The sequence below is a fragment of the Ruegeria sp. CI8 genome (genome assembly GCF_056536865.1).
In genome coordinates this window covers 547,860-563,548 of the sequence record NZ_JBQFQL010000001.1, presented here as the reverse complement: position 1 = coordinate 563,548, position 15,689 = coordinate 547,860, and the positions used below count along the sequence as shown (strand labels likewise).

Genomic DNA, 15,689 nt, shown 5'->3' with positions numbered 1-15,689 from the left:
GCACCGTCTCTCAGTCTTCGTAGGTGCCGTCTTGCTTGGCACGTTTGGCAAATTCGGTTTCCTCGCCAGCAGCCAGCTTGGCCGCCTGCTCGATCCAACCGTCGCGTTCGATCCGGCCCTTGAACTTCAGCCGGGCATCAACCCAGGCGACATGTTCTGGCGTCCAAGCTGCGATCTGATCGAAGTGGTAGAACCCGAGCTCATTCAGCGTCTGCTCGAGCTTCGGCCCCACACCTTTCAGCAGCTTGAGGTCGTCGGGCTTGCCGTCGCGCGCACCGCTCAGCGTTTCGGGCTGAGCCTCAGTCGCTTCTGGCTTGGCCGCGGCGCCCTCGGGCGAAGATGGCTCCGCCTTGGCGGATTTCTTGGGCGCGGCCTGACGGGCGGCTGGTTTGCCCTGCTCTGGCACCTTCGGCGGCTTGGGTGCGGCTTTCGCTCCGGCGGCCTTGCCATCCTTGCCCAACCATGGCGTTAGTATCGGAACCTCGTTTCCGTCGATGCGCTTGACGGTATCGCCCAGTTCCGTCGCCAGTTGTACACTGGCATTGTGCTTTGCCTTGCCACCCTCGTAGTCCTTCAGGCTGGTCACCCCGCCCAGAGGCTCGGCCGCATAGCGCCCATTCTGGGGCCCGGGCTCCGGAACCTTGCCAGCGGCCAGTTCATCAATGATCCGACCAAAACTCTCGGCGGTCAGGTCCTCGTAATAGTCTTTACCGATCTGTGCCATCGGCGCGTTGGTGCAGGAACCCAGGCACTCGACCTCTTCCCAGCTCAGCTTGCCGTCCGCCGACAGCTGGTGCGGCTTGGGCGCGATCTTTTCGCGGCAGACAGCAATCAGATCCTCGGCCCCGCAGATCATGCAGGACGTCGTGCCACAAACCTGAATATGCGCAATGGAACCAACCGGTTGCAGCTGGAACATGAAGTAGAAGGACGCAACCTCAAGCACCCGGATGTAGGACATGCCCAGCATGTCAGCGACGGTTTCAATCGCCGGGCGGCTCAGCCAACCCTCCTGCTCTTGCGCGCGCCAGAGCAGCGGGATGACCGCGCTGGCCTGACGGCCCTCGGGGTATTTGGTGATCTGCGCTTCGGCCCATTGCTGGTTGGCGGCGGTGAAGGCAAAGCTTTCGGGTTGTTCGGGATGAAGACGGCGGAGCATTAGCGGTCAATCTCTCCAAATACGACGTCCATGGTGCCAATGATGGCAGCGACGTCGGCCAGTTGGTGGCCCTTGGCGACGTGGTCCATGGCTTGTAGGTGCAGGAAACCGGGCGCACGCAGCTTGGCGCGGTACGGCTTGTTGGTGCCGTCGGCGACCAGATAGACGCCGAACTCGCCTTTGGGCGCTTCGACGGCGGCATAGACTTCGCCTGCGGGGACGTGGAAGCCTTCGGTGTAAAGTTTGAAGTGATGGATCAGGCTCTCCATCGAGGTCTTCATGTCCGAGCGTTTCGGCGGGGTGATCTTGCCGCGGGCCAAAATGTCGCCCGGGCAGTCGCGCAGCTTGGCGATGGCCTGCCGGATGATCGACACCGACTGGCGCATTTCTTCCATCCGCACCAGGTAACGATCGTAGCAGTCCCCGTTCTTGCCAACGGGGATCTGGAACTCAAACTCGTCGTAGCATTCATAGGGTTGCGCGCGACGCAGGTCCCAGGCCAAGCCCGATCCGCGCACCATCACGCCCGAGAAGCCGTATTGCTGGATTTCGTCCTCGGTCACCACGCCGATGTCGCAGTTGCGCTGTTTGAAGATCCGGTTCTCGGTCAGCAGTCCGTCAATGTCGTCCAGAACGGCGGGGAACTCGTGGCTCCAGGTCTCGATGTCGTCCAGCAACTCGGGCGGCAGGTCCTGATGCACACCGCCGGGGCGGAAATAGGCCGCGTGCAGGCGCGCACCGCAGGCACGCTCGTAAAACACCATCAGCTTTTCACGCTCTTCAAAGCCCCACAGCGGCGGGGTCAGCGCGCCCACGTCCATCGCCTGCGTGGTCACGTTGAGCAGATGGTTCAAAACGCGCCCAATCTCGGAATACAGGACCCGGATCAACGAGGCCCTGCGTGGAACTTCGACGCCGGTCAGCTTTTCGATGGCCAGGCACCAGGCATGTTCCTGGTTCATCGGCGCCACATAGTCCAATCGGTCGAAATACGGCAGGTTCTGAAGATAGGTCCGGCTTTCCATCAGCTTTTCGGTACCGCGGTGCAGCAGGCCGATATGCGGGTCGCAACGCTCGACGATCTCGCCGTCCAGCTCAAGCACGAGACGCAAAACTCCGTGCGCCGCAGGGTGCTGCGGGCCGAAGTTGATGTTGAAGTTGCGGATCTTCTGTTCTCCGCTCAGCGCGTCCGTGCTGCCGTCATCGTATCTTGAGCCGTCCATCAACGCCCTCGTTTCTTTTTCGCTTCGGCCCGAACCCGGACCTTTTCCGCCTCAAGCGCTTTGGCTGCGGCCCCCGCCAGCAGGACCCCCAGCGCACCCAACGCAATCAGTTCCCCCAGCAGCATGACCATCTCAGCGGCGCTCCAGTTCCTGCAGTTTCAACCCGACCCACCACAGCAACGCGATCGTGCCGAATGGGACCAGGCAAAGAAGGCACCAGTATTTGTTGATCCCGAAAAACGGCAAAATCTTCACCATCGGAATGATGGTCAGTGCAGAAAGGATCAGCCACCAGATGCCACCCATTGTCAGGTCTCCTGTTTTTCATCCCCCGGCAGAACATAGTTCGCACCTTCCCACGGGCTCATGAAATCAAACTGGCGATACTCCTGAACCAGCGAGACCGGTTCGTACACGACCCGTTTCTGCGCTTCGTCGTAGCGGACTTCGATATACCCGGTAGTCGGAAAATCCTTGCGCAGCGGATAGCCGCGGAAGCCATAGTCGGTCAGGATGCGACGCAGGTCCGGGTGGCCCGAGAACAGGATGCCGAACATGTCGAACACTTCACGCTCGAACCAGTTGGCCGAGGGGTGCACATCGACGATCGACGTAACCATGTCTTCCTCGCGCACCGAAATCCGGATACGGATACGCTGGTTCTGGTACATCGAAAGAAAGTGGTAAACCACGTCGAACCGTTTGGCACGTTCGGGGTAATCAACTCCGGTAATGTCGACCAAGGTCGAAAACTTGCAGTTCTGATCCGTTTTCAGAAACTCGACAAACTCCACCAGGCTCGAGGGCGCAACATCAACCGTCAGCTCGTCATGGGCTACGCTCCATGACAGAACACAGTCCGTGCGCTTCAGCTCGATATGCGTGCCGAGTTCCTTGAGTGCTTCGCTCATCTCGGTCCCTCCTCAGCGGACGATGGTGCCGGTGCGGCGGATCTTGCGCTGCAGCTGCAGCAGACCGTACAGCAGCGCCTCGGCCGTCGGCGGGCAGCCGGGCACATAGATGTCCACCGGAACGATGCGGTCGCAACCACGCACGACGGAATAGGAATAGTGGTAATAGCCACCACCATTGGCGCAGGATCCCATCGAGATCACATAGCGCGGCTCGGGCATCTGGTCATAGACCTTGCGCAGCGCCGGGGCCATCTTGTTGGTCAGCGTACCGGCCACGATCATCACGTCCGACTGGCGCGGGGATGCGCGCGGCGCGATGCCGAAGCGTTCGGCGTCGTAGCGCGGCATCGAGGTGTGCATCATCTCGACCGCGCAGCAGGCCAGACCAAAGGTCATCCAGTGCAGCGAGCCGGTGCGCGCCCAGTTGATGATGTCCTCGGACGAGGTCAGCAGGAACCCTTTGTCCTGCAGCTCGGCGTTCAGGGCCTGAGTGGCGACTTCCTTGTCGACGCCCGCGGTGTTTGCACCCGTCATCACTCCCATTCCAGGGCCCCCTTCTTCCATTCATAGGCAAAGCCGATGGTCAGAACGCCCAGGAACACCATCATCGACCAGAAGCCGACATCGCTGATGTCCTTGAAGCCCACGGCCCAGGGAAACAGGAACGCAATCTCGAGGTCGAAGATGATGAACAGGATCGACACCAGATAGAATCGGACATCGAACTTCATCCGCGCATCGTCGAACGCGTTGAACCCGCATTCATAGGCGCTGACCTTTTCGGGGTCGGGATTGCGGACAGCCAGAACGACGGCGGCCAGAATCAGGACGATTCCAAGGCCCACGGCGACGGCCAGAAACACCAGGATCGGGAGATATTCCCGCAACAGCTCTTCCACGAGTGGCTCCTTTCCTGCGCACCCCGAACGAGACGCGCCGTCAATTGGCGTGTTGACTGGACATTCTCTATCCGCGCGGGGTCAGAGGGTCAACCGAGCAGAAGCGCGCATGGCACCGAATATTCGGCTTGCCAACGCCCAGCGCTGCACCAGGCGCAAGCCCTTGGCTTCAAATGGTCGCGGGCGGTCAAACCTTACTATTCCATGAAGGTTTTCGCTTGTCGAAAAAAGCGCTGATTCCCTCATGCGCCTCGTCCGTTTCCCAGCGGTCAACCAGCGCCCGGATCGTGTGGTCGATCACCGCGGCGTCGATGCGCGGCCCGAGGTCCCGAACCAACGCCTTTGCCGAGGCCACGGCGCCCGGCGCACAGGACAGATAAGGCTGCACTTCGGCTTCGATCGCGGCATCCAACTCATCTGCCGGAACGGCCCGCGCCAACAGGCCAAGTTCTACCGCCTCGTCCGCATCAAAAAGACGGGCCGACATGAACACGCGCCGCGCGCGGGCCTCGCCCATGCGGGCGATGACATAGGGCCCGATAGTGGCCGGGATCAGCCCCAGCCGGGTTTCGGTCAGACCCATTTTCAGGCTGTCCACGCCGATGGCCACGTCGCAGACCGACGCCATCCCGACACCCCCGCCAAAGGTGTTGCCCTGCAGCGCGCCGATCAACGGCTTGGGCAGGGAGTTCAGGGCGTTCAGCATCTCAGCCAGCTTGCGCGCCTCGACAAAGCGGGTCTCGGGGTCGGCGGCCATCTGGGCCTGCATCCAGCCCAGGTCGCCCCCGGCGCAGAAGCTTTTGCCTGCGCCGGTCAGAACTACCACACGCACGTCGTTGGTTTCCCCCAGCTGCGCGGCGGCCTGCGTCAGCTCGGCGATCATCTGCGCCGACATCGCGTTGTGTTTTTCCGGCCGGCTCAGCGTCAGCGTAGCAACGCCGCGCAGGTCGGTGGAGATCGAGATGGTTTCAAACATGTCAGCCTCTTACCCCGCCCGCATCGCGCGGGCCATTTCCGCCGCTTCGTTCAGCACGGCGGCGTCCAGTCCGGTGTCATAGCCCAGCCGCTCGAGATGCGCTGCCACGGCTTCGGTTGCCACATTCCCGGCCGCACCCGGCGCGTAGGGGCAGCCGCCTAATCCGCCTACGGCTGCGTCGAATACTCGAACGCCCAGCGCAAGCGACGCGTCGATATTGTCGATCGCGCGCCCGTTGGTGTCGTGGAAATGCCCGGCCAGGCGGGTGGCGGGCACATATTCACGCACCGCCAGCAGCATCCGTGCGATGCTGTCGGGTGTCCCCTGGCCGATCGTGTCGCCCAGCGAGATCTCGTAACAGCCGTGCGAAAACAGCAGGTCGGCCACCTCGGCCACTTTGGCGGGTGGCGTCGGCCCGTCATAGGGGCAGTCGGTCACGCAGGAAACATAGCCGCGTACCGGCAGGTCGATATGGCGCGCCGCCTCGAGGATCGGGACGAACCGCTCGATGGATTCGGCGATGGTTGCGTTGATGTTGGCCTTGGAAAACCCCTCGGATGCCGAGGCAAACACCGCGATTTCATCCGCCCCGGCAGCCAGCGCGTCCTCATAGCCGCGCATGTTCGGGGTCAGCGCGGCATAGCGCACGCCGGGGGCGCGGGTGATCCCGGCCAGCACCTCGGCGCTGCCGGCCATCTGCGGCACCCATTTTGGCGACACGAAACTGGCCACCTCGATCCGGCTCAACCCCGCCCGGCTGAGGCAGTCGACCAGCGCGATCTTCTCGGAAACCGGGATTTCACGCTTTTCGTTCTGCAGCCCGTCGCGCGGCCCCACTTCGAAAATCTCGACACGTTCCGCCATCGCGGTGCCCTCCTGTTCAGTCCCGGCCCGCCCCGTTCAGGGCGGGCGTTCAGGGTTTCAATCGTCTTCCAGCCGGACCAGCGCCGCACCGGCCTCGACCTGCGATCCGGCCTCGGCCAGAACCTCGGCCACGACACCGTCGCGGGCGGCCAGCAGCGAATGCTCCATTTTCATGGCCTCGAGGATGGCCAGCCGGTCGCCTTCCTTCACCGCCTGCCCCGGCGCGGCAAATACCGCCTTGACCAGCCCGGGCATCGGCGCTTCGACCACGTTGGTGTCACCGGCGGCGCTGACATCGCGGTCCAGCGGGTCCAGCATCTCGAAGTTCACGCCATAGGCGTCGAACACGGTGACATCGTGGCCCGCAATCGCAACCGGAGGCATCGGCTGGCCGTCGATGATCCAGCGGCCGTTGACCCGTTCGGCGATCACGCTGGCCCCGCCAACCTGCCAGTCCTGCCGGTCCGGCCCTGCGACCTGGACGTCCAGATCCAGAACCTCGCCGTCGCGCTTCAGCTGAAGCGCCCGGTGCAGCGGGGCCCAGAGGGTAAATCCGGTGTCCTGGGCGGGTTTGTCCAGCCCGGTCGCGGCCATCGCCGCCGCAACGGTCATTGCCGGGGTGACGGCGGGTTCGCGCACCAGATCGTCCAGATCGCGGCCGATCAACCCGGTATCGACATCGCCCGCCGCAAACCCGGCGTGCCGGGTCAGTGCGCCCAGGAAAGACAGGTTGGTGACGGTTCCCGCCACCTGCGTCCGGCGCAGCGCGCGGTGCAGTTGTTCCAGCGCCACCGCGCGGGTCCGGCCGTGCACGATCACCTTGGCGATCATCGGGTCATACCATGGGCTGATCGTGTCACCCGCCCGCACGCCGCTGTCGGCGCGGCAGCCGTGCGGAAACTCCAGATGGGTCAGAGTGCCCGTCGCGGGCAGGAACCCTTTGGGCACGTCCTCGGCATAGAGCCGGGCCTCGAAGGCATGGCCGTTGATCGACAGCTCGCTCTGCCGCTTGGGCAGGCTTTCCCCCGCCGCAACCCGCAACTGCCATTCGACCAGGTCGATGCCGGTGATGGCCTCGGTCACCGGGTGTTCGACCTGCAGGCGGGTGTTCATCTCCATGAACCAGAACCGGTCGGGGCGCAGCCCGTCCGAGGCATCGACGATGAACTCCACGGTGCCCGCGCCCTTGTAGCCGATGGCCTCGGCCGCGCGCACGCCCGCCTGCCCCATCGCTTCGCGCATCTCGGGCGTCATTCCGGGCGCCGGGGCTTCCTCGATCACCTTCTGGTGGCGGCGCTGCAGCGAGCAGTCACGCTCGAACAGATGCACGGCATGGGTGCCGTCACCAAATACCTGAACCTCGATATGACGGGGCTTGGCCACGAATTTCTCGACCAGAACGGCATCATTGCCAAAAGCAGTCTTGGCCTCACCCCGGGCGCTGTCCAGAGCAGCGGCGAAATCCGCCGGCCTCTCGACCAGCCGCATCCCCTTGCCACCACCGCCGGCTACCGCCTTGATCAGAACTGGATAGCCGATGGTGTCGGCCGCACCGGCCAGATGCTCAGGGTCCTGGTTGTCGCCGTGATAGCCGGGCACGACCGGGACGCCGGCCTGCTCCATCAGCGCCTTGGCGGCATCCTTCAGGCCCATCTTGCGGATCGCATCCGCCGAGGGGCCGATGAAGGTCAGGCCCGCCGCCCGAACCGCATCAACTAAATCGGGGTTCTCGGACAGAAACCCGTACCCTGGGTGGATCGCCTGCGCGCCGGTATCCAGCGCGGCCTGAATGATCACGTCGCCCTTCAGATAACTGTCGGCCGGAGCCGCCCCGCCGATATGTACGGCCTCATCCGCCATCTGCACATGCTTGGCGGCCGCGTCGGAATCCGAGTACACGGCAACGCAGGCCACGCCCATCTTGTGCGCGGTTTCGATGACCCGGCAGGCAATCTCGCCCCGGTTGGCGATCAGGATCTTGTCAAACATGGCCGTTACCCTTTCCCTGCCAGATCTTCCACAAGGCGAAACCGTTCGCAGACCAACTCCATCTTCGGGTCGAAGCCGCCGTTTCTTTCGAAATATCTGCGATGATCCTCGCGCCAGCCTTCCAGGCTGTCGTTTTCGCCCTCGGCCAGGGCAAATGCCTCGTCCACATCGCAATAGCGCCGAACCGTCACATCGACCGTTTCGATGACCAGCGCGGGCCGTCCGTCCCAGTCCAACGCGATGTCGCGGCGGCCTGCCTGCGGCATCGCCTCGCCACCCGTCGCAAAGTCACGCAACGCGCCACATGTCGCTGTCTTGCGCCCCGAGCGGACCAGAGCCAGCAACTCGTCGCACAATGCGCGGTTGTCGCCGAACTGAAAGGTCTCGGCCCCCGGATATCTTTCTTTCAAGCTTTCCAGCATCAAACCGCCCCTTCTACATCCGGAACACGCCAAAGCGCGTGTCCTCGATGGGTGCGTTCAACGCGGCACTCAGCGACAGGGCCAGCACGTCGCGGCTTTTGCGCGGGTCGATGATGCCGTCATCCCACAGCCGGGCAGAGGCATAGAGCGGGTGCGACTGTTCCTCGAACATCTCGAGCGTGGGGCGCTTGAACTCGGCCTCTTCCTGGGCCGACCATGTGCCGCCCTGCCGTTCGATCCCGTCGCGCTTGACCGTTGCCAGAACACCGGCGGCCTGCTCGCCGCCCATGACCGAGATGCGGCTGTTCGGCCAGGTCCACAGGAACCGCGGCTGATAGGCGCGGCCTGCCATGCCATAGTTCCCGGCCCCGAAAGAGCCGCCCACCAGCAGGGTGATCTTGGGCACATTGGTCGAAGCCACCGCCGTCACCATCTTGGCGCCGTGGCGCGCGATGCCTTCGTTCTCATATTTGCGGCCGACCATGAACCCGGTGATGTTTTGCAGGAAGACCAGCGGGATCTTGCGCTGGCTGCACAATTCGACGAAATGCGCGCCCTTCTGCGCGGCCTCGGAAAACAGCACGCCATTGTTGGCGACGATGCCGACGGGGCAGCCTTTGACATGGGCAAAGCCGGTCACCAACGTTTCACCGAACCGCGGCTTGAACTCGTCAAAGCGCGAGCCATCGACCAAGCGCGCGATCACCTCGCGGATGTCATACGGGGTGCGCAGATCGGCCGGGACGACGCCCAGGATTTCCTCGGGGTCATAGGCCGGGTCTTCGGGGCTGGCCCAATCCACCGTCTGCGGCTTGTTCCGGTTCAGCGACCCAACCGCCCGGCGGGCCAGAGCCAGCGCGTGGGCGTCGTCCTCGGCCAGATAGTCGGCCACGCCGGACAGGCGCGTGTGCACGTCGCCGCCGCCCAGGTCCTCGGCGCTGACGACCTCGCCCGTCGCCGCCTTGACCAGCGGCGGGCCGGCCAGAAAGATCGTGCCCTTTTCCTTGACGATGATCGTCACATCGGACATGGCCGGCACATAGGCGCCGCCCGCGGTGCACGAGCCCATCACCACGGCAATCTGCGGGATGCCCTTGGCGCTCATCCGTGCCTGGTTGTAGAAGATGCGGCCGAAATGGTCGCGGTCGGGAAAGACCTCATCCTGGTTGGGCAGGTTCGCGCCGCCGCTGTCCACCAGATAGATGCAGGGCAGATGGTTTTCCTCGGCGATCTCCTGCGCGCGCAGGTGCTTTTTGACCGTCATCGGATAATAGGTACCGCCCTTCACGGTCGCGTCGTTGCAGACCACCATGACCTCTTGCCCCTGCACCCGGCCGATCCCCGCGATCACGCCGGCACAGGGGGCCGCGCCACCATACATGCCATGCGCCGCCGTCGCGCCGATTTCGAGGAACGGAGACCCCGGGTCCAGCAGGTTCGCCACCCGCCGGCGCGGCAGCATCTTGCCCCGCGACACATGGCGTTCGCGCGATTTCTCGCCCCCACCCATGCGCGCGGCCTCGGCGGCCTCAGATATCTGCGCCAGCGCGTCGAGGTGCGCGGCACGGTTTTGCTTGAAGCCATCGGACGAGGGCAAAGCGGAAGATCGCAGCTTCATCTGGTATACTCTCTCAGGAATTCGCGAACGGGGTTTTCGCTGACGCCAAAGCTCTGCATGATGCGCGCGTAGCCCTGCGACACGTTGCTGGAGCAGACGGTGTCCAGCTTCTTGATTTCCGGCTCTTCGAGGAAATCCTCAAGGTCCCACATCGGAACCATGAAATAATACTCGAACGGCTGCATCTCGGCCGCCATTTCCATCGCCTCGACGGCCTGGTCCTGTTCACCCCGGCACAGATAGGCCAGCGACAGGTTACGATAGGCGCTCCCGAGGCTCTCATAGTCGTCGTCTGCCTCGTATTGGCTGACCGCAAGCTTGAGCCGCCCCACGACCTGACGGTCGAAATACCCGTCATCCGCCTGTGCCTCGGGCAGGAACATTGCGACATAGGCCAGCTTCTCGTCGTGCCAGCCGTCGGTCTGCATCTCGTTGCTGAAGACGCTGTGCAGCATCCGGATTTCCGGTTCGAATTTCAGGGTGCCGTCGGAATCGGCCACCGCATCCAGATAGTTGTCGTAGAACGCGATCCTGCGTTTGTCTTCAGCGTCCAGCCTCGCGACCCGATCGGCGATCTTGCGCAATTCCGAGATGGCCTCATCCGGGTAGCCGTATAAAACCAGAAGGTCGGCCAATTGCAGTTTTTCGATGACGGCGATCTTTTCTTCGACCGCCTTGTCGATCGTGTCGTGCATCCACGTTTCGAAATAGGTCTTTCCGGCCCAAACGGCCCCGATGACCGCGATGACGGTCGCGCTGAATTCAACTCCGGTCCGGACGCTGGATTTATCTGCCATGGCATATCTCCTCGGACGCGCGACGCTTCAATTCCTTGCGAATGACTTTTCCCGTCACGGTCAATGGCAAGTCTTGCACAAAAGCCACCTCTCGCGGGTAGGAATAATGCGCCAGACGGTCCTTGACCCAATCCTGCAGTTCTTGCTCCGAAGCCTTGGCTCCAGGTTTCAGCACCACATAGGCCTTCACGATCTCGGTCCGCAGCGGATCAGGTTTGCCGACCACACCCACGGTGGCCACCGCCGGATGGGTCAGCAGGCAATCCTCGATCTCGGCCGGGCCGATGCGGTAGCCGGCCGAGGTGATCACGTCATCCTCGCGGCCGACAAAGCGCAGATAGTCGTCCTCCCACACGCCGCGGTCACCGGTGATCAGCCAATCGCCGCGAAACTTCTCGGCCGTGGCCTGCGGGTTGTTCCAGTATTCCAGCAGCATCGAGGCTGAGCCGCGCCGGATGGCCACATCACCCTCGGCGTCGGTCGGGTTGCCGTCAGCGTCTATCACTGCGACCTCATGCCCCGGCACCGGTTTGCCGATGCAGCCCGGGCGCGCGGGGAAATCCTCGGCGCAGGAGGAAACCACCATGTTGCATTCGGTCTGGCCGTAGAATTCGTTGATCGTCAGGCCAAAGGCCCGCTCTCCCCACGCCAGCATTTCCGCACCCAGCGGCTCTCCGCCCGAAGCCACGGACCGCAGGCCGGGGATCGTCACATCCGCGGCCTTGAGCATCCGCAGGGCCGTGGGCGGAAAGAACACGTTGCGCACGCCGCCGCGCGCGATCACATCCGCGCAGGCCTCGGGGGTAAACTTGTCGAGCCGCGCGGCAACAACCGGAATGCCCAGCGCCAGCCCCGGCATCAACACGTCGAACAACCCGCCGATCCAGGCCCAGTCGGCCGGCGTCCACAGGCAGTCGCCTGCGCGCAGGTGGTTGTGACTGATCGAAACACCCGGCAGATGCCCGGTCAGCACCCGGTGCCCGTGCAGCGCGCCCTTGGGCTTGCCCGTCGTGCCCGAGGTATAGATCAGCACCGCCGGATCCTCGGGACCGGTGTCAGCAAAATCCACGGCAGGCCCGTCCGCCCCAAGCTCGGACACGATCAGCGGCTGCGCCAGATCACCCAGCATACCGGCGCCCTCGCCGTCGGTCAGCACATACCTGGCGCCCGCATCGCCGATGCGCGAGGCAAGGGCATCGCGTTTGAACAGCTTGAACAACGGCACCGAGATTGCCCCGATCTTCCAGATGGCCAGATGCGCGGCCGCGCACCACGGCGACTGGCTGAGCAGCACGCCGACCCGATCGCCGGGTTGCACCCTACCCAGCAACCCGCGCACCAGCCGGTCGGTCATACGTTCAAGTTCACCATAGGTGATCTCGGTCGTAGCCGCGGAAGACAGATCGAGGATCGCCACCTGCTCACTAGGCCGCGACAGGCACTGACGTGCCATGTTCAGCCTGGGCGGAATGTCCCAGCTGCCACCAGACCGCAAACCCGGTATGACCTCAGCGGGACGCATGGCGTTTTTCCCTTAAATTTAAGCGACTTGTCGCGCCAAACTGAATATCGAACATCAACGAAACTTGATGCAGATCAGAGTGGCCGCCCCGTCCTTCAGGCATGGTCGGCTTGCACACAAAACCAAAGGCAAGAACATGACCAGCAAACTCGCCATCCTCACCCTTTCCACCGCGTTGGCCGCTGTTTCGGCCCCCGCATTCGCCCAGTCTCAGGGAGACTGGACCGTTGGTGTCGGTATCGGCTACCTCGACCCGAAATCCGACAACGGATCCCTCGCCGGCTTCAGCGCCGACGTCGACTCGGACACCCGCCCGATCTTCACCGCCGAGTATTTCATTCGTGACAATCTGGGCATCGAGCTTTTGGCCGCAACGCCGTTCAGCCATGACATCACGCTGGGCGGAAGCGTCGACGCGGGCAGCGTCAAGCACCTGCCGCCCACACTGTCGCTGAACTACCACTTTGCAACCGACAGCGCCTGGAAACCCTATGTCGGCGCCGGTTTGAACTACACCGTGTTCTTTGACGAGGAATCGCCGCTGGGCGATCTCAAGGTCGACAACTCCTTCGGCGTGTCGCTGCAGGCCGGCTTGGACTACATGGTCACGGACAAGGGCGCGGTTCGCCTGAACGTCCGCTGGTTCGACATCGACTCGGACGTCACCCTCAACGGAGCCGACATCGGCAAGGCCGAAATCGATCCGTGGCTGGTTGGCGTTTCCTACGTCCATCGCTTCTGATCCCTTGATCGAAAACGCCTCGCCGTGACCTCGTCGGCGAGGCGTTTTTCTTCAGAGCATTTCGTTCATCAATTCGCGGCCGATCAGCATCCGGCGGATCTCGCTGGTGCCCGCGCCGATCTCCATCAGCTTGGCATCGCGGAAGATCCGGCTAACCGGCGCATCCGCCAGGAACCCGGCCCCGCCCATGGCCTGAACGGCCTGATGCGCCTGCACCATCGCCTGCTCGGATGCATAGAGGCAGCACGCCGCCGCATCCTGCCGGGTCACGTCGCCCCGGTCACAGGCTTTGGCCACCTCGTAGACATAGGCCCGGGCCGAGTTCATCGCGGTGTACATGTCGGCGATCTTGCCCTGCATCAGCTGGAAGGTTCCGATCGGTTTGCCGAACTGCTTGCGCTCGGCCAGATAGGGCATGATCTCGTCCAGGCAGGCAGCCATGATGCCAGTGCCGATGCCGGCCAGCACCACGCGCTCATAGTCGAGGCCCGACATCAGAACCGCAACGCCCTTGCCTTCTTCGCCCAGCACGTTCTCGAAGGGCACCTCGACATCTTCAAAGATCAGCTCGGCCGTGTTCGACCCGCGCATGCCCAGCTTGTCGAAATGGGGCGAGGTCGAGAACCCTTTCATCTCTTTCTCGATCAGGAAGGCGGTGATGCCCTTGGACCCGGCCTCCGGGTCGGTCTTGGCATAGACGACCAGCGTATCGGCATCCGGACCGTTGGTGATCCAGTATTTGTTGCCGTTCAGGCGGTAATGGTCGTTGCGCTTTTCCGCCCGCAGTTTCATCGACACAACATCCGACCCCGCGCCGGGTTCCGACATGGCAAGGGCACCTACGTGTTCGCCCGAAATCAGGCGCGGCAGGTATTTTTGCTTCTGCTCTTCAGTGCCGTTCAGCTTGATCTGGTTGACGCATAGGTTGGAATGCGCCCCGTAGGACAGCGCCACCGATGCCGAGGCGCGTGCGATTTCTTCAACCGCGATCGTATGCGCCAGATAGGTCATTTCGGCGCCTCCATACTGTTCGGGAACGGTTACGCCCAGCAGACCGAGTTCACCCATTTCCTTCCACAGCTCGTTGGGAAAGGCGTTGGTCTTGTCGATCTCGGCCGCCACCGGCTTGACCCGCTCCTGCGCCCAGCGGTGCACCATCTCGCGCAGCGCGTTCACATCTTCACCCAGATCGAATTGCATTGTCGCCGTGAACATCCGCGCTCTCCTCTTTCGCGTTAATGAACAGGTGTTCAATAAACTGATACAGACCTTTCCCCGCGCGGTCAATCATCGCGTGACCCAAATGAAAAAGCCGCCCCAAGGCGGCTTGTGCAGGGTTCGAGCGTGCGCCGCATGGCGCACTCGATTGAGTTACCGTTGGAAAACAGCGCCGACCTCGGCGCGGATGATGCCGGCAATCAGACGGCAATCGTCCAGCGAGAAGGTCAGCGGAACGCGCATGTCGATGATCCCGCGCAGAATCCGGTCGGTCTCGGGCATCCGCTCCGACTCGGCATAGCGCCAGCTGTCATAGCGCGAGGTGAACCCGGTTGGCTCAGCCCCGCCGAACCATTTCAGCTCGACCCCGCGATCTGCGCAGCGCCGCAAAACCTCGGCGATCTGCTCAGACGCCCAATCCAGTAGAAGAAACTGGATCGACGAGCCGACATAGCTCTCCTCGGCAGGCCGCTCGACGATGGTCAGGCCGGGTGTGCCGCGCAGACCCGCCTCGATCTCGGCATAGCGTTCGTTCCAGCGCCGCACCTGCCGATCCAGATCGCGCAACTGGGGGCGCAGGATCGCCGCGCGCAGATTGTCCATCCGCCCCGACACGTTTGGCGTGGTGTACTTGATCCGCTCGAACACCTCGGGACCCGGCGCCGCAAGGTGGCGTTCGTACAGCATGTACGAGCCCGACAGCATCGTGGCCTTGGCCGCCAGCATCTCGTCATCGGTGATCAACAGACCACCCTCGCCCGAGTTCACATGTTTGTAGGTCTGGCAGGAATAGCAGCCGATCGCCCCCTGACGGCCGGACAACTGTCCGCGCCAGGCGGCGCCCATCGTGTGGGCGCAATCCTCGATCACCGTCACCCCGGCGGCGTCGCACATCTGCATCAACCGGTCCATGTCACACAGATGCCCGCGCATGTGGCTGAGCATCAGAACCTTGGCGCGGTCCATCTTGGCCGCCAGATCGTCCAGATCGATGGTCAGCCCCTCGGTCACGCCCACGAAAACCGGGCGCGCATTGACCGAGGCGATCGCCCCCGGCACCGGGGCCAGCGTGAAGGCGTTGGTCAGAACCGCATCTCCCGGCTGGACACCCACGGCACGCAGGGCCGTGGCCAGCGCATAGCCGCCCGACGACACGGCCAGACAGTATTTCGCACCCATCTGCGCGGCAAATTCCTGTTCCAACAGGGCGGTTTCGCTCAGCTCTCCGGGGGCCACGTTGTAGCGGTGCAACCGCCCGTGACGCAGAACAGCCAGCGCCGCCTCGATCGCCGCGTCGGGGATCGGCTCCTGCTGGGTGAAACTGCCAGAAAATCGCTCGGTCATGG

General features: G+C 63.3%; 17 protein-coding genes. 1 reads left to right on the top strand and 16 read right to left on the bottom strand.

Going from position 1 to position 15,689, the window contains the following annotated elements; translation table 11 throughout:
• Positions 1 to 10: 10 nt before the first annotated feature.
• The 14 genes from ACR0DA_RS02745 to ACR0DA_RS02680 form a co-directional block, all read right to left on the bottom strand.
• Positions 11 to 1,159 (bottom strand): NADH-quinone oxidoreductase subunit E, encoded by a 1,149-nt coding sequence (locus ACR0DA_RS02745; protein WP_170371488.1) that lies wholly within the window; start codon positions 1,157 to 1,159, stop codon positions 11 to 13.
• Entirely contained in the window at positions 1,159 to 2,382 is a 1,224-nt protein-coding gene (locus ACR0DA_RS02740) for an NADH-quinone oxidoreductase subunit D (RefSeq protein WP_170420484.1), read from the bottom strand. Before ACR0DA_RS02740 ends, ACR0DA_RS02745 begins: the two co-directional genes overlap by 1 nt.
• Positions 2,382 to 2,507, bottom strand: a complete 126-nt coding sequence (locus tag ACR0DA_RS02735) for a hypothetical protein (RefSeq protein ID WP_261391884.1) — start codon at positions 2,505 to 2,507, stop codon at positions 2,382 to 2,384. The genes ACR0DA_RS02740 and ACR0DA_RS02735 overlap by 1 nt, the downstream gene beginning before the upstream one ends.
• A gap of 7 nt (positions 2,508 to 2,514) precedes the next feature.
• Entirely contained in the window at positions 2,515 to 2,688 is a 174-nt protein-coding gene (locus tag ACR0DA_RS02730; protein WP_010442775.1) for a hypothetical protein, read from the bottom strand.
• Between the two features lie 2 nt (positions 2,689 to 2,690).
• Positions 2,691 to 3,293 (bottom strand): NADH-quinone oxidoreductase subunit C, encoded by a 603-nt coding sequence (locus tag ACR0DA_RS02725; protein ID WP_480752871.1) that lies wholly within the window; start codon positions 3,291 to 3,293, stop codon positions 2,691 to 2,693.
• A 12-nt stretch (positions 3,294 to 3,305) separates the two neighbouring features.
• Positions 3,306 to 3,839 (bottom strand): NuoB/complex I 20 kDa subunit family protein, encoded by a 534-nt coding sequence (locus ACR0DA_RS02720; RefSeq protein WP_093964904.1) that lies wholly within the window; start codon positions 3,837 to 3,839, stop codon positions 3,306 to 3,308.
• The gene (locus ACR0DA_RS02715; protein ID WP_093964903.1) at positions 3,830 to 4,195 is read right to left on the bottom strand and encodes an NADH-quinone oxidoreductase subunit A; all 366 of its coding nucleotides are present in this window, start codon (positions 4,193 to 4,195) and stop codon (positions 3,830 to 3,832) included. The genes ACR0DA_RS02720 and ACR0DA_RS02715 overlap by 10 nt, the downstream gene beginning before the upstream one ends.
• 187 nt (positions 4,196 to 4,382) lie before the next feature.
• Complete coding sequence (locus tag ACR0DA_RS02710) at positions 4,383 to 5,171, bottom strand: crotonase/enoyl-CoA hydratase family protein (protein ID WP_480752870.1); 789 nt, start codon at positions 5,169 to 5,171, stop codon at positions 4,383 to 4,385.
• A gap of 9 nt (positions 5,172 to 5,180) precedes the next feature.
• On the bottom strand, positions 5,181 to 6,035 hold the full coding sequence (locus tag ACR0DA_RS02705) for a hydroxymethylglutaryl-CoA lyase (RefSeq protein ID WP_480752869.1): 855 nt from the start codon (positions 6,033 to 6,035) through the stop codon (positions 5,181 to 5,183).
• Between the two features lie 57 nt (positions 6,036 to 6,092).
• Positions 6,093 to 8,024 (bottom strand): acetyl/propionyl/methylcrotonyl-CoA carboxylase subunit alpha, encoded by a 1,932-nt coding sequence (locus ACR0DA_RS02700; RefSeq protein WP_480752867.1) that lies wholly within the window; start codon positions 8,022 to 8,024, stop codon positions 6,093 to 6,095.
• Between the two features lie 5 nt (positions 8,025 to 8,029).
• On the bottom strand, positions 8,030 to 8,446 hold the full coding sequence (locus ACR0DA_RS02695) for an ASCH domain-containing protein (RefSeq protein WP_170357337.1): 417 nt from the start codon (positions 8,444 to 8,446) through the stop codon (positions 8,030 to 8,032).
• A gap of 13 nt (positions 8,447 to 8,459) precedes the next feature.
• Positions 8,460 to 10,064 carry a carboxyl transferase domain-containing protein gene (locus ACR0DA_RS02690; protein WP_480752866.1) on the bottom strand — a complete coding sequence of 535 codons (1,605 nt, stop codon included), beginning with the start codon at positions 10,062 to 10,064 and terminating at the stop codon, positions 8,460 to 8,462.
• A complete protein-coding gene (locus ACR0DA_RS02685) occupies positions 10,061 to 10,861 on the bottom strand; it encodes a hypothetical protein (RefSeq protein ID WP_480752865.1) in 801 nt (266 codons plus the stop codon). The genes ACR0DA_RS02690 and ACR0DA_RS02685 overlap by 4 nt, the downstream gene beginning before the upstream one ends.
• Positions 10,851 to 12,383, bottom strand: coding sequence for an AMP-binding protein (locus ACR0DA_RS02680; protein WP_480752863.1), 1,533 nt, complete (start codon positions 12,381 to 12,383; stop codon positions 10,851 to 10,853). The genes ACR0DA_RS02685 and ACR0DA_RS02680 overlap by 11 nt, the downstream gene beginning before the upstream one ends.
• Before the next feature lie 136 nt (positions 12,384 to 12,519).
• Here ACR0DA_RS02680 and ACR0DA_RS02675 point away from each other — a divergent pair, with 136 nt between their 5' ends.
• The gene (locus tag ACR0DA_RS02675; RefSeq protein WP_480752861.1) at positions 12,520 to 13,125 is read left to right on the top strand and encodes an OmpW/AlkL family protein; all 606 of its coding nucleotides are present in this window, start codon (positions 12,520 to 12,522) and stop codon (positions 13,123 to 13,125) included.
• 51 nt (positions 13,126 to 13,176) lie between these two features.
• Here the strand turns inward: ACR0DA_RS02675 and ACR0DA_RS02670 are convergent, their stop codons facing one another.
• Together ACR0DA_RS02670 and ACR0DA_RS02665 are read right to left on the bottom strand one after the other, a co-directional pair.
• Positions 13,177 to 14,340 carry an isovaleryl-CoA dehydrogenase gene (locus ACR0DA_RS02670; RefSeq protein WP_170445018.1) on the bottom strand — a complete coding sequence of 388 codons (1,164 nt, stop codon included), beginning with the start codon at positions 14,338 to 14,340 and terminating at the stop codon, positions 13,177 to 13,179.
• Between the two features lie 156 nt (positions 14,341 to 14,496).
• On the bottom strand, positions 14,497 to 15,687 hold the full coding sequence (locus ACR0DA_RS02665; protein WP_170340986.1) for a DegT/DnrJ/EryC1/StrS family aminotransferase: 1,191 nt from the start codon (positions 15,685 to 15,687) through the stop codon (positions 14,497 to 14,499).
• Positions 15,688 to 15,689 lie beyond the last annotated feature (2 nt).

Excerpts from the sequence above, each read along its gene's own strand:
- ACR0DA_RS02680 (WP_480752863.1), bottom strand. The coding sequence starts at position 12,383 with ATGCGTCCCGCTGAGGTCATACCGGGTTTGCGGTCTGGTGGCAGCTGG.
- ACR0DA_RS02705 (WP_480752869.1), bottom strand. The coding sequence starts at position 6,035 with ATGGCGGAACGTGTCGAGATTTTCGAAGTGGGGCCGCGCGACGGGCTG.
- ACR0DA_RS02670 (WP_170445018.1), bottom strand. The coding sequence starts at position 14,340 with ATGTTCACGGCGACAATGCAATTCGATCTGGGTGAAGATGTGAACGCG.
- ACR0DA_RS02740 (WP_170420484.1), bottom strand. The coding sequence starts at position 2,382 with ATGGACGGCTCAAGATACGATGACGGCAGCACGGACGCGCTGAGCGGA.
- ACR0DA_RS02735 (WP_261391884.1), bottom strand. The coding sequence starts at position 2,507 with ATGCTGCTGGGGGAACTGATTGCGTTGGGTGCGCTGGGGGTCCTGCTG.
- ACR0DA_RS02720 (WP_093964904.1), bottom strand. The coding sequence starts at position 3,839 with ATGGGAGTGATGACGGGTGCAAACACCGCGGGCGTCGACAAGGAAGTC.
- ACR0DA_RS02700 (WP_480752867.1), bottom strand. The coding sequence starts at position 8,024 with ATGTTTGACAAGATCCTGATCGCCAACCGGGGCGAGATTGCCTGCCGG.
- ACR0DA_RS02710 (WP_480752870.1), bottom strand. The coding sequence starts at position 5,171 with ATGTTTGAAACCATCTCGATCTCCACCGACCTGCGCGGCGTTGCTACG.
- ACR0DA_RS02725 (WP_480752871.1), bottom strand. The coding sequence starts at position 3,293 with ATGAGCGAAGCACTCAAGGAACTCGGCACGCATATCGAGCTGAAGCGC.
- ACR0DA_RS02745 (WP_170371488.1), bottom strand. The coding sequence starts at position 1,159 with ATGCTCCGCCGTCTTCATCCCGAACAACCCGAAAGCTTTGCCTTCACC.
- ACR0DA_RS02690 (WP_480752866.1), bottom strand. The coding sequence starts at position 10,064 with ATGAAGCTGCGATCTTCCGCTTTGCCCTCGTCCGATGGCTTCAAGCAA.
- ACR0DA_RS02675 (WP_480752861.1), top strand. The coding sequence starts at position 12,520 with ATGACCAGCAAACTCGCCATCCTCACCCTTTCCACCGCGTTGGCCGCT.
- ACR0DA_RS02665 (WP_170340986.1), bottom strand. The coding sequence starts at position 15,687 with ATGACCGAGCGATTTTCTGGCAGTTTCACCCAGCAGGAGCCGATCCCC.
- ACR0DA_RS02730 (WP_010442775.1), bottom strand. The coding sequence starts at position 2,688 with ATGGGTGGCATCTGGTGGCTGATCCTTTCTGCACTGACCATCATTCCG.
- ACR0DA_RS02685 (WP_480752865.1), bottom strand. The coding sequence starts at position 10,861 with ATGGCAGATAAATCCAGCGTCCGGACCGGAGTTGAATTCAGCGCGACC.
- ACR0DA_RS02695 (WP_170357337.1), bottom strand. The coding sequence starts at position 8,446 with ATGCTGGAAAGCTTGAAAGAAAGATATCCGGGGGCCGAGACCTTTCAG.